We start from the raw sequence: 10,113 nt of genomic DNA on the forward strand, positions 1-10,113 counted from the left end.
ATGAATAGCTGCCTCTATCACGGCGTACTGCGCCACCGCCGCCTTCAGCCGAAAACCCACGAATTCAGCTACGGCGTCTTTATGGCCTGGCTGGATCTTGATGAGCTGCCGCTGCTGGCCTCCGTCGGCGTGCGGCGCAACCGCTTTGCCGCCGCCTCGTTCCACGACGCGGACTATCCGCTCGGCTCGCCGCTTAAAGACAACGTGCTCAACAGGCTGGAGAGCCTGACCGGGGAACGTCCGGAGGGGCGGGTCATGCTTCTGACGCAGTTGCGCTACTTCGGGTTCCATTTCAATCCGGTCAACTTTTACTACTGCTATGACCAACACAGCGCGCTTCGCTGGGTGCTGGCCGAGGTACGCAACACGCCGTGGAACGAACGTCATTATTACGCGGTAAACGGGCAAAATGCCCGGCCCACGGAAAAGGCGTTTCACGTTTCCCCCTTCAACCCGATGGACATGATCTACCACTGGCGCTTCAACAACCCGGACAACACGCTGCATATGCACATTGAAAATCATCAGGAGGCGAAGGTTTTTGACGCCACCCTGGCGCTGCGCCGGGAACCTCTGACCCGCGCGACGTTGCGCTCACTGCTGCTGCGCATCCCGCTGATGACCCTGAAAACCGTTTTCGCCATTTACTGGCAGGCGCTGAGGCTGTGGCTCAAGCGCGTGCCGCTGTATAACCATCCCGTCAGCAGGAGTGAACGCTCATGACCGATCCCGTCTTTGCGCTAGAACCCGATTTCCCGCGCAACGCTCGCATTGCGCGCTGGCTGCTGTTTCGTCTGTTAAGCGGCATTCGCGGCGGCTCGCTCACCCTGCGTGAAGGGGCGCAGACCTTCCATTTTGGCGAGACATCCTCCGCGCTGCACGCGGATGTGCAGATCCTCACGCCCGGTGTCTACTGGCGCGTCTTAACGGGCGGGAGCCTTGCTGCGGCAGAAGCATGGATGGACGGCGAATGGGAAACCGCGCAGCTTACGCCGCTTCTGCAAATCCTGGCCCTCAACGGCGAGGTGCTTGGTCGTCTGGAGAAAGGGTTCCGGCTGCTCGGCAGGCCGCTGGAGCGTCTGCGCCACTGGACGCGGCGTAACTCTCGCGCTCAGGCCCGCGAAAATATTGCCGCCCATTACGACCTGGGCAATACCTTCTATGCCCATTTTCTGGATAAGGAGCTGCTTTACTCCAGCGCGCTGTTTAACTCTGACGAGCAGGATCTGACGGCGGCTCAGCAGGCCAAAATGGCGCGCCTGTGCGACCAGCTGGCGCTAAGTCCGGGTGACCACCTGCTGGAAATTGGCACCGGCTGGGGGGCGATGGCGGAATACGCCGCCCGTCATTATGGCTGTCGGGTAACGACCACCACGCTGTCGCAGGAGCAATATATCTGGGCGACCGAACGGATCGCCCGCGCCGGGTTGCAGGATCGTGTTGAGGTACTGCTCTGCGACTATCGCGACCTCACCGGACAGTACGACAAGCTGGTCTCGATAGAGATGATTGAGGCCGTCGGGCAACGCTATCTGCCGACGTTCTTCCGTACCTGCCAGGCGCGCCTGCGCCCCGGAGGACGGATGGCAATTCAGGCCATCACTATTCAGGACCAGCGCTATCGCGACTACAGCAAAAGCGTCGATTTTATCCAGCGCTACATTTTTCCCGGCGGCTTCCTGCCGAGCATTACCGCGATGAACGAGCTGATGACGCGCCACACCGATTTCGTGGTGCGCAATCTCTTCGACATGGGCCCCGACTACGCCCGCACGCTGGCCCACTGGCGGCAGCGCTTTGTCCACGCCTGGCAGGAGATAGAAAAGCTCGGCTTCGATGAACGGTTCCGCCGCATGTGGCTGTACTACTTCGGCTACTGCGAAGCCGGGTTTAACGCTCGCACCATCAGCGTGGTGCAGCTGACCGCCGAGCGCGTATGAGACGTTACCTTCAGGTCTTTCTGCTGGCCGTGGCGTTCGATGTCTACTGGGCGCTGGTGGTGCTTTTTCGCGAACAGGGCCTGATTATCTGGCTCGGGCTGGCGGTCCTGGCGTGTATGTTATTGCCGTCAGCTTACCGTCTATATGCCATTGGGCTGGCCACGGCGGGCAGCCTGCTGGATGCGCTCTGGGCCCTGACCGGGCTGATTGCCTTTACCGGCGAGTCCCTGATGCCGCTCTGGATGGTGTCACTGTGGCTGATGTTCGCCACCGTCTGGACGCAGCTAACGCGCACCACCACGTTACCCGGCTGGCTGCTGACCCTGCTGGCCGCCGTGGGGGGGCCGGTGGCCTACCTGTTTGGCGAGCGGCTGGGTGCCATCGCGTTTCTGGAGCCGACCTTTATCGTCGTCAGCTGGATGGCGCCGGGCTGGCTGGTGTTGATGCTGTTTTTCCACCTGCTGATGGGGAGACAAAAATGAGAGCTGCGATTCTGCTGCTTTGGCTGATGCTGGCTGTTCCCGGTGCCCAGGCCGCCGACTGGCTGGCCTGGCGTAAGGTGGGCGACGCCACGCTGACCTGGGGGCCGTTCACCGTTTATACCTCCCAGCTGCGTACTCCGGACGGGCGTTACGGCCGGGAGAACCAGGATCAGGCGCTGATTATTACCTATGCGCGCGATATCGATCGCGATGAGCTGGTCGAGGCGACCCGCGATCAGTGGCAGGCGCAGGGGATCCTGCAACGGGAACCCCGGAGTGAAGCCTGGTTACAGATGCTCCGCTCGTTGTGGCCGGATGTCCGGCCAGGCGCACAGCTGGCGTTTGTGCTCGACGATGGGCACGGGCAGTTCTGGTATCGCGCGTCAGCGGCGCAAACATCCTTTATTCCGCTCGGGCCGCGACAGTCAGAAGCGTTCAGCACCCGTTTTCTGGCCATCTGGCTCGATCCCCGTACGCAATATCCTGAGCTGCGTCAGCAGTTAATCGGAGGCCAAAAATGAAACGAATCCTGACGCTGGCGCTGGCATTCACGATGCTGCTGGCCGGCTGTAGCACCGACGTGTCCGAGTATCGCCAGCAGCAGCCGCGGCTTGATATTTTTGACTACTTTCAGGGCAAAACCGAAGCGTGGGGCATGGTGCAGGATCGCAGCGGCAAGCAGATACGTCGCTTTCACGTTGAGATTGCCGGGGACGTTATTGGCGATACGCTGACGCTGAACGAGCAGTTCGTTTACGACGATGGCGAGAAGCAGCAGCGGGTCTGGCATATTCGCCGCGTGGGGAACGACCGCTACGAGGGAACGGCAGGGGATATTGAAGGGGTTGCGACGGGGCAGGCCGCAGGCAACGCCTTTAACTGGCATTACAGCATGAACGTGAAGGCCAACGGCAAAACCTGGCTGCTGAACTTTGACGACTGGATGTACCTGCAGGATGAAACGCATCTGTTTAATAAAACCGAGATGAAGAAATTTGGCGTCACCGTCGCCACGGTGACGCTGTTCTTCACCCGGAAGACGTAAGCTTAGTCGCGAACATTGCCGGTTTTGCTGCTGGAGTAAATGAAGTACAGGGCAATCCCCAGGCAAACCACCGCGCCCAGACGGCTCGGTGAAAACGGAATAGCGGGATTGTTCAGCCAGCCAAAGTTATCAATCAGCATGCTCATGGCGAGCTGGCCGAAGATCACCGCGACCGTGGCGACGGCGGTGCCGATGCGCTGAACGGCGAGCACCATGATTACGATATAGGGCACGCCAAACATCGCCCCGAGGAGCTGCCATTTCGGCACGTCCAGCAGGCTGACGGCCTGCTTAGGTTCTAAGAAGAAAATCAGCAGGGCGGTGACCAGCGCGCCGACGGAAAACGTCAGAAACGCGCTCTTAAATACCCCGACATTGCTGCCGAGCTGTCCGTTAATCGCCGCCTGGACGCTCAGTGTGGCGCCGCCGCAGACGGCCAGAAGAATCATTATCAGCGTCATAGCATTACCCCTGCGCGACCAGAACCAGTGCCGCAATGATGAATCCCAGTGCGATAAACCGTTTGGCATCGATCTTGCGCGCCTGCGTGCCGAGCAGACCAAAGTGATCAATGATCAGGCTTTTAAAAATCTGGCCCGCCAGAATACCAATCATCGTCAGGGCGATGCCGATGGCGGGCGTGGCGATAGTCAGAATGACAACGTAAACAGGACCCAGAACGCCGCCGAGCAGCTGCCAGCCGGGCTGGGCGAAAAACGACGGGCTGCTGCGCGGGCTGAAAAACAGCATCAGCAGAAAGGTCAGCGCAGCGCCGACCCCGAAAATGCTGAACGTGGCCCATAAATCGCCCACTTCTCCCCCCAATGGCCCCAGCAATCCTGCCTCAACGGAAAGCCCCATCCCGCCGGCAATCACCAGTAAAATCAATACAAATTGCATTACGCTTCCTCCGTTTTCAGGCGAAGAAGATTACGTCGGTAGACTCGTGAGAAAAATGCCATAATGCAGGAAACACCTTTGCAGGAAATGCATTAATGCCAGATGCCGGAAGCATGAACCTTCGATCGCTGCTGCTGTTTATTGCCGTCTATGAAACGCAAAACTTTTCCGTCGTTGCGCGGCGGGAGGGGATTTCTGCATCGCAGGTGTCGCGCATTGTTCATCAGCTTGAGGACGCGCTCGGCCAGCAGCTCTTCTATCGCAATACCCGGGCGGTGATCCCCACGGAAAGCGGGCATCTGTTTATCCGCTATGCCCGGGCGATGGTCGATAACTTCGAAGAGGCGCGGCGGGAGCTGGATGAGCGTTCGACCGAACCTTCCGGCACGGTCCGCATTAACGGGCCGGTATTTTTTGGACAGAGGCACGTTGCACCCGGCCTGGCAGGCCTGGCAGAGCGTTATCCACGGTTAACCATAGAGTTGACGCTGACTGATGACTTTATCGACCCGCACCGGGATGCCGCCGATCTCATCTTCCGCATCGGCACGCTGACGGATTCGACATTCCACGCCCGTGTTTTCGGGCAGCAGCGCTATCACCTTGCCGCGTCGCCCGCGTACCTGCGTCAACACGGCGTACCGGTCGATCCGGCCGAGCTGAGCCAGCATAAATGCCTGGTCTATCGCGGTTCGTCCGGGCCTAACCGCTGGCTGGTGCGGCGCAAGGGGGAGAATTGGGTGCACTATCCTGTCGCGCCGCTGATGACGTCCAATAGTGCGGAGTCGCTGCTCGTTGCCGCGCTGGGTGGGATGGGGATCGTCCTGTTTCCGGACTGGCTGATTGGCGACAGGCTGCAGCGGGGGGAGCTGGTCGCCCTTATGCCGGAAATGGCCTGCGCCATCAACACGGAGCAACTGAATATTGCGGCGATTTACCCTAACGCACGTCATCCGCCCCTGAATGTCAGGGCGGTGATTGATTATTACGTAGCGTTTTTCGGCTCGCCGCTCTACTGGCAAGCGTAAGGCAATTACGCGCCGAGCTCCTTGCGGATGATCTCTGCGCCGGCGCTGAGTGCTTTCAGCTTGCCGTTAGCCACCTGGCGTGAAAGCGGAGCCATGCCGCAGTTGGTTGACGGGTAAAGCTTGTCTGCATCGACGAACTGCAGCGCTTTACGCAGCGTATCGGCTACTTCCTCCGGCGTTTCAACGGCGTTGGTTGCTACGTCAATCGCGCCGACCATCACTTTCTTACCACGGATCAGCTCCAGCAGATCCATCGGTACGCGGGAGTTGTGGCACTCCAGGGAGATGATGTCGATGTTAGAGGTCTGCAGCTTAGGGAAGGCCTCTTCGTACTGGCGCCACTCGGATCCGAGCGTCTTTTTCCAGTCGGTATTGGCCTTGATGCCATAGCCGTAGCAGATGTGTACCGCGGTTTCGCACTTCAGCCCTTCGATTGCGCGCTCCAGCGCGGCGATGCCCCAGTCGTTGACCTCGTCAAAAAAGACGTTAAATGCCGGTTCATCAAACTGGATTATATCCACGCCTGCGGCCTCTAACTCACGCGCTTCCTGATTGAGGATTTTGGCGAATTCCCAGGCCAGCTTTTCGCGGCTTTTATAATGCGCGTCGTAAAGGGTGTCGATCATGGTCATCGGCCCGGGCAGGGCCCATTTGATCGGCTTGTCGGTAAGCTGGCGCAGGTACTTCGCATCGTCCACGAATACCGGCTTCTGACGCGCAACAGCAGAAACCACGGTCGGCACGCTGGCGTCATAGCGGTTACGAATGCGCACCGTCTGGCGGTTCTCAAAATCGACGCCGCTCAGGTGTTCAATAAAGGTGGTGACGAAGTGCTGGCGGGTCTGTTCCCCGTCGCTGACAATATCGATTCCCGCACGGATCTGCTCATCCAGAGACAGGCGCAGCGCATCCTGTTTACCCGCCAGCAGTTCCTGATCCTGCAACTTCCACGGAGACCAGAGCGTTTCAGGTTGCGCAAGCCAGGTCGGCTTAGGCAGGCTGCCTGCAGTAGACGTCGGGAGCAATGTTTTCATAATAAAAGACCTTTTTTGATAAATTAAAGCGCGTAGTTATCAGACCACTGCTCAAGAATGTGTTTATAAGGCTTAATGAAATATTCTTCGGTAAATCGACCCTGTTCAATCGCCAGGCGGCTACGCTCTTCGCGGTCATAAACAATTTTGGTTAATGAATGGTCCTGTTGGTTCAGATCCGGGCGATAAAACAGTCCCGCCGCCGAGTTCGCGTTATAAATTTCCGGGCGATAGATTTTCTGGAACGTCTCCATCGTGCTGATGGTGGCAATCAGTTCCAGATCGGTATAATCACTCAGTAAATCCCCGGTAAAGAAGAACGCGAAAGGCGCCACGCTATTCTCCGGCATGAAGTAGCGCACCTTCAGGCCCATTTTGGCGAAGTACAGTTCCGTTAGCGACTCGCCATCGGGCTGATACTCAATGCCCAGCACAGGATGCTGGTTGCCGGTGCGGCGGTAGGTGTCTTTGCTGGAAACGCTCAGGCAGATTACCGGGCCCTTTTTGAAGTTCTCTTTATATTCCGGGGAATTTATAAAATGGCGGAAAATATTGCCGTGCAGTTCGCCAAATTTTTCCGGAATGCTAAAGTGCTGCTGGTTCTTATTGTGTTCCAGCAGCCGCACGCTGAAATCATAATCCCGCACGTAAGAAGAGAAATTATTCCCGACAATGCCAGGGATGCGCTGGTTATTTTTCTTGTCAACAATATACGTTTGTAATACCTCAATGGCCGGGAAGGGCTTTTCCGCGCCAATGTTCAGGTCAACAGAGATAATTTCAAGCTCAACCGCGAAGCGATCGGCATTTGGGTTATCCCAGTGCGCCAGGGCGTTAAAGCGGTTGTTGATCATCACCAGCGTATTGCGCAGGTTTTCCTGACGTTTTTCTCCGCGCGCCAGGTTGGCAAAGTTGGTGGTCGTACGCGTATTTTCAGACGGGTTGTAATTCTCATCGAAGCAACTGCGCTTAAGGGTATATGTGAAAGCTTTGCTCATTGTGGTTATGCATCCTAAGTTCATGTTGCTAAGAAGTTACCGATGCATAATTTATGCCTGAGCCCGCGGCGCAGGGGAAGTGACTTAATTTCAATGCAACATGAGCGAAGTTCATGATGTTGATCACAAATTCCCTCGACTCTCGTGCAGCGTCAGTTTTTTTGCGAAACAGACGGCTTCTTGCCTGCCGATGTAGGGGCCATAGTTATCAATTACACGGTAGCCATTTCGCTCATAAAATTTCACCGCACGTGCATTAACGTGTCGGGTTTCTAGCCAGATTTGGCTATAGCCTAGACGTAGTGCCGACGCTTCAAGAAAAGCCAGTAAAGCCTTACCAATCCCCGGCTCGCTCCTGTCGGAATACATGCGTTTCAGCTCCGCAACCTGTCCGGAGAGGGGGCGCAAAGCCGCACATCCAACGGCTTTATCTTTTTCATTCCTGGCGACAACCCACAGGGCGCGTTCGGCCATCATCGAGTCGACGTTAAAATGACGCCTGCCGCCATCCCCGGTGATATTCGCCAGTTCTGATGACAATTTTTCAATCAGACGCAGGGATTCAGAAGTGTGCAGGTCGGCTTTTTTAATCGTTATCATTGGAGGATTCCATTGAGCTTTATTTTTCAGACGTCAAATTATCAGACGGTTAAGTTGAGTCGTCCTATGTTTTACTTATGTTTCGGCACGCGCTTAATGACGCTATAATCCCCAAAATTTCCAACCGGTTTAGAAACGATCATGACAAAACTCACCTTACAAGAGCAGATGCTGAAAGCGGGCCTGGTCAGCAGCAAAAAAGCGGCGAAAGTGCAGCGCACGGCAAAGAAATCACGCGTTCAGGCGCGTGAGGCTCGGGAAGCGGTAGAAGAGAACAAGAAGGCGCAGATCGAGCGTGACAAGCTGCTGAGCGAGCAGCAGAAGCAGGCCGTGCTCGCGAAAGAGTTTAAAGCGCAGGTGAAGCAGCTGATCGAGATGAACCGCATCACCGTCGCGAAAGGCAACATCACCTTTAACTTCACCGACGGTACTCTCATCAAAAAAATCGAGGTCGACAAGCAGACGCAAACCCAGCTGATCAACGGTCGTCTGGCGATTGCCCGTCTGGTGACTAACGCCAGCGGCGAGTGCGAATACGCGATTATTCCGGCGGTAGTGGCCGATAAAATCGCCCAGCGCGATGCCGACAGCATCGTGCTTAACAGCGCGCTGAGCCAGGAAGAACAGGACGAAGACGATCCGTACGCGGACTTCAAAATCCCTGACGATTTGATGTGGTAAACCGCATTCAGAACGGGGCGGCGTGACGGGCGTTAACCGGCTCTCCGCTCACGGGATGAATAAAATTCAGAACGCTTGCATGCAGCATCAGCCGGGGCGTTCCCTCAGCCCCCGGCGCGTCAAGACCGCCATACAGATCGCAGCCCAGAATCGGGTGCCCCAGCCGCTGGCAGTGGATGCGCAGCTGGTGGGTTCGCCCGGTTTCCGGCGTGAGTTCAACCCGCGTTAACGGCAGTCCCGTACCCTGATAAAACCGTTCCACCACCCGATAGCGGGAGCGGGCGGGTTTACCGTTGATGGCGCAGATCGACATCAGCGGAAACAGCGCCGGGTCTTTGGCAATCGGTGCGTCTATGACTCCCTCATCGTTTTCCAGATGTCCGCAAAGCAGAGCGCTGTAGACTTTCTCCACGCTGCGCTGGCTGAACTGCTGGCACAGCGCCGCGTTGATGGCCTTATTGCGCGCAACCACCATCAGCCCGGACGTGCCGAAATCCAGACGGTGTACCAGCGTGCAGCCGGGGAACGTCTGGACCAGACGATAATGGACAGAATCGAGGTTTTGCGGATTTTTGCCCGAGAGGCTGAGCAGGCCGGAAGGCTTATCGATCAGCAGCAGATGTTCATCCTGCCAGAGGATATTGATGTCGTCGTGACACGGTGGGGCAATAAAAGAATCGATAATCGCAGACATCAGGCCGCCCGGCTGGAGAGTGGGAGCGGATGATAACGAAATGCGGGGAAAAGAAAAACCCTCCCACCGGGCGGTGAGAGGGCAAAATCTTACGCTGCTACCAGGCTGTCGATGGCGGCTTTCGCATCGGTCTGCGCTTTGGTCGCCACTTCCGGACCGTAAGCGATACCTTCAGCGAACACGAAGTTCACGTCGGTGATGCCGATGAAGCCCAGGAACAGGCTCAGGTACGGCGCAACCAGGTCGGTTGGGGTATCTTTATGGATGCCGCCACGGCTGGTCAGGACGATCGCACGTTTACCTTTCACCAGACCTTCAGGGCCGTTCTCGGTGTAGCGGAAGGTTACGCCAGCGCGCGCCACCAGGTCGAAGTAGTTCTTCAGCTGGGTAGGGATGTTGAAGTTGTACATTGGGGCGTTGATAACGATAACGTCGTGCGCCTGCAGCTCAGCAATCAGCTCGTCGGACAGGGCCAGCGCTTCCTGCTGACGTGGAGACAGCGGTGCATCGCTTGGGCGCAGCGCGCCAACCAGCTCGCCGTCCAGCACAGGAATTGGGTTTGCAGCCAGGTCACGCACGGTGATTTGATCTGCGGAATGCTGTTCACGCCACTGTTCAACGAAGTAATCAGACAGCTGACCAGACTGAGAGTACCCTGCCAGAATGCTGGATTTCAAAACTAATACTTTGCTCATGGGTGATTCCTGTTTT

Annotated in this window: 14 protein-coding genes; 7 read left to right on the forward strand and 7 right to left on the reverse strand. The window is 57.0% G+C overall.

All coding sequences use genetic code 11. The features are described 5' to 3' along the window. From AB8818_RS01930 to AB8818_RS01950, 5 genes are read left to right on the forward strand one after another with little or no spacing between them, the layout of a single operon-like run. Positions 1-723, forward strand: a complete 723-nt coding sequence (locus AB8818_RS01930; protein WP_192982455.1) for a DUF1365 domain-containing protein — start codon at positions 1-3, stop codon at positions 721-723. Further along, on the forward strand, positions 720-1,940 hold the full coding sequence (locus tag AB8818_RS01935; protein ID WP_192982452.1) for a cyclopropane-fatty-acyl-phospholipid synthase family protein: 1,221 nt from the start codon (positions 720-722) through the stop codon (positions 1,938-1,940). The genes AB8818_RS01930 and AB8818_RS01935 overlap by 4 nt, the downstream gene beginning before the upstream one ends. Further along, on the forward strand, positions 1,937-2,422 hold the full coding sequence (locus AB8818_RS01940) for a DUF2878 domain-containing protein (protein WP_192982449.1): 486 nt from the start codon (positions 1,937-1,939) through the stop codon (positions 2,420-2,422). The genes AB8818_RS01935 and AB8818_RS01940 overlap by 4 nt, the downstream gene beginning before the upstream one ends. Further along, entirely contained in the window at positions 2,419-2,943 is a 525-nt protein-coding gene (locus AB8818_RS01945) for a hypothetical protein (protein WP_192982447.1), read from the forward strand. Before AB8818_RS01940 ends, AB8818_RS01945 begins: the two co-directional genes overlap by 4 nt. Beyond that, positions 2,940-3,467, forward strand: a complete 528-nt coding sequence (locus tag AB8818_RS01950) for a DUF3833 domain-containing protein (protein ID WP_192982444.1) — start codon at positions 2,940-2,942, stop codon at positions 3,465-3,467. Before AB8818_RS01945 ends, AB8818_RS01950 begins: the two co-directional genes overlap by 4 nt. A gap of 2 nt (positions 3,468-3,469) precedes the next feature. Here the strand turns inward: AB8818_RS01950 and AB8818_RS01955 are convergent, their stop codons facing one another. After that, positions 3,470-3,928 carry a DMT family transporter gene (locus AB8818_RS01955; RefSeq protein WP_192982442.1) on the reverse strand — a complete coding sequence of 153 codons (459 nt, stop codon included), beginning with the start codon at positions 3,926-3,928 and terminating at the stop codon, positions 3,470-3,472. 4 nt (positions 3,929-3,932) lie between these two features. Further along, positions 3,933-4,367: a DMT family transporter gene (locus tag AB8818_RS01960; protein WP_163329251.1), complete on the reverse strand. Its 435-nt coding sequence runs from the start codon at positions 4,365-4,367 to the stop codon at positions 3,933-3,935. A gap of 95 nt (positions 4,368-4,462) precedes the next feature. On the opposite strand from AB8818_RS01960, the gene AB8818_RS01965 reads away from it, so the two are divergent. Continuing rightward, positions 4,463-5,395 carry a LysR family transcriptional regulator gene (locus AB8818_RS01965; protein ID WP_192982440.1) on the forward strand — a complete coding sequence of 311 codons (933 nt, stop codon included), beginning with the start codon at positions 4,463-4,465 and terminating at the stop codon, positions 5,393-5,395. Positions 5,396-5,400: 5 nt separating this feature from the next. Here AB8818_RS01965 and AB8818_RS01970 read toward each other — a convergent pair whose 3' ends face one another. From AB8818_RS01970 to AB8818_RS01980, 3 genes are all read right to left on the reverse strand, one after another. Further along, positions 5,401-6,429, reverse strand: coding sequence for a methionine synthase (locus AB8818_RS01970; protein ID WP_023311627.1), 1,029 nt, complete (start codon positions 6,427-6,429; stop codon positions 5,401-5,403). A 23-nt stretch (positions 6,430-6,452) separates the two neighbouring features. Continuing rightward, on the reverse strand, positions 6,453-7,427 hold the full coding sequence (locus tag AB8818_RS01975) for a DUF1852 domain-containing protein (protein WP_116340071.1): 975 nt from the start codon (positions 7,425-7,427) through the stop codon (positions 6,453-6,455). A 123-nt stretch (positions 7,428-7,550) separates the two neighbouring features. Next, the gene (locus tag AB8818_RS01980; protein WP_192982438.1) at positions 7,551-8,027 is read right to left on the reverse strand and encodes a GNAT family N-acetyltransferase; all 477 of its coding nucleotides are present in this window, start codon (positions 8,025-8,027) and stop codon (positions 7,551-7,553) included. A gap of 141 nt (positions 8,028-8,168) precedes the next feature. Between AB8818_RS01980 and AB8818_RS01985 the strand changes: the two genes are divergently transcribed. Continuing rightward, positions 8,169-8,708 carry a DUF2058 domain-containing protein gene (locus AB8818_RS01985; RefSeq protein WP_163329259.1) on the forward strand — a complete coding sequence of 180 codons (540 nt, stop codon included), beginning with the start codon at positions 8,169-8,171 and terminating at the stop codon, positions 8,706-8,708. Positions 8,709-8,715: 7 nt separating this feature from the next. Here AB8818_RS01985 and AB8818_RS01990 read toward each other — a convergent pair whose 3' ends face one another. Together AB8818_RS01990 and azoR are read right to left on the reverse strand one after the other, a co-directional pair. Then, complete coding sequence (locus AB8818_RS01990) at positions 8,716-9,402, reverse strand: RluA family pseudouridine synthase (RefSeq protein WP_163329261.1); 687 nt, start codon at positions 9,400-9,402, stop codon at positions 8,716-8,718. Positions 9,403-9,491: 89 nt separating this feature from the next. Beyond that, positions 9,492-10,097 carry an FMN-dependent NADH-azoreductase gene (gene azoR, locus AB8818_RS01995; protein ID WP_116340063.1) on the reverse strand — a complete coding sequence of 202 codons (606 nt, stop codon included), beginning with the start codon at positions 10,095-10,097 and terminating at the stop codon, positions 9,492-9,494. Positions 10,098-10,113 lie beyond the last annotated feature (16 nt).

Source organism: Enterobacter sp. KB-280D8, assembly GCF_041399405.1.
GTDB classification, from domain to species: Bacteria; Pseudomonadota; Gammaproteobacteria; order Enterobacterales; family Enterobacteriaceae; genus Enterobacter; species Enterobacter cloacae_N.

Coding starts and splice junctions, on each gene's coding strand:
- AB8818_RS01930 (WP_192982455.1), top strand. CDS start 1: ATGAATAGCTGCCTCTATCACGGCGTACTGCGCCACCGCCGCCTTCAG.
- AB8818_RS01935 (WP_192982452.1), top strand. CDS start 720: ATGACCGATCCCGTCTTTGCGCTAGAACCCGATTTCCCGCGCAACGCT.
- AB8818_RS01940 (WP_192982449.1), top strand. CDS start 1,937: ATGAGACGTTACCTTCAGGTCTTTCTGCTGGCCGTGGCGTTCGATGTC.
- AB8818_RS01945 (WP_192982447.1), top strand. CDS start 2,419: ATGAGAGCTGCGATTCTGCTGCTTTGGCTGATGCTGGCTGTTCCCGGT.
- AB8818_RS01950 (WP_192982444.1), top strand. CDS start 2,940: ATGAAACGAATCCTGACGCTGGCGCTGGCATTCACGATGCTGCTGGCC.
- AB8818_RS01955 (WP_192982442.1), bottom strand. CDS start 3,928: ATGACGCTGATAATGATTCTTCTGGCCGTCTGCGGCGGCGCCACACTG.
- AB8818_RS01960 (WP_163329251.1), bottom strand. CDS start 4,367: ATGCAATTTGTATTGATTTTACTGGTGATTGCCGGCGGGATGGGGCTT.
- AB8818_RS01965 (WP_192982440.1), top strand. CDS start 4,463: ATGCCAGATGCCGGAAGCATGAACCTTCGATCGCTGCTGCTGTTTATT.
- AB8818_RS01970 (WP_023311627.1), bottom strand. CDS start 6,429: ATGAAAACATTGCTCCCGACGTCTACTGCAGGCAGCCTGCCTAAGCCG.
- AB8818_RS01975 (WP_116340071.1), bottom strand. CDS start 7,427: ATGAGCAAAGCTTTCACATATACCCTTAAGCGCAGTTGCTTCGATGAG.
- AB8818_RS01980 (WP_192982438.1), bottom strand. CDS start 8,027: ATGATAACGATTAAAAAAGCCGACCTGCACACTTCTGAATCCCTGCGT.
- AB8818_RS01985 (WP_163329259.1), top strand. CDS start 8,169: ATGACAAAACTCACCTTACAAGAGCAGATGCTGAAAGCGGGCCTGGTC.
- AB8818_RS01990 (WP_163329261.1), bottom strand. CDS start 9,402: ATGTCTGCGATTATCGATTCTTTTATTGCCCCACCGTGTCACGACGAC.
- azoR (WP_116340063.1), bottom strand. CDS start 10,097: ATGAGCAAAGTATTAGTTTTGAAATCCAGCATTCTGGCAGGGTACTCT.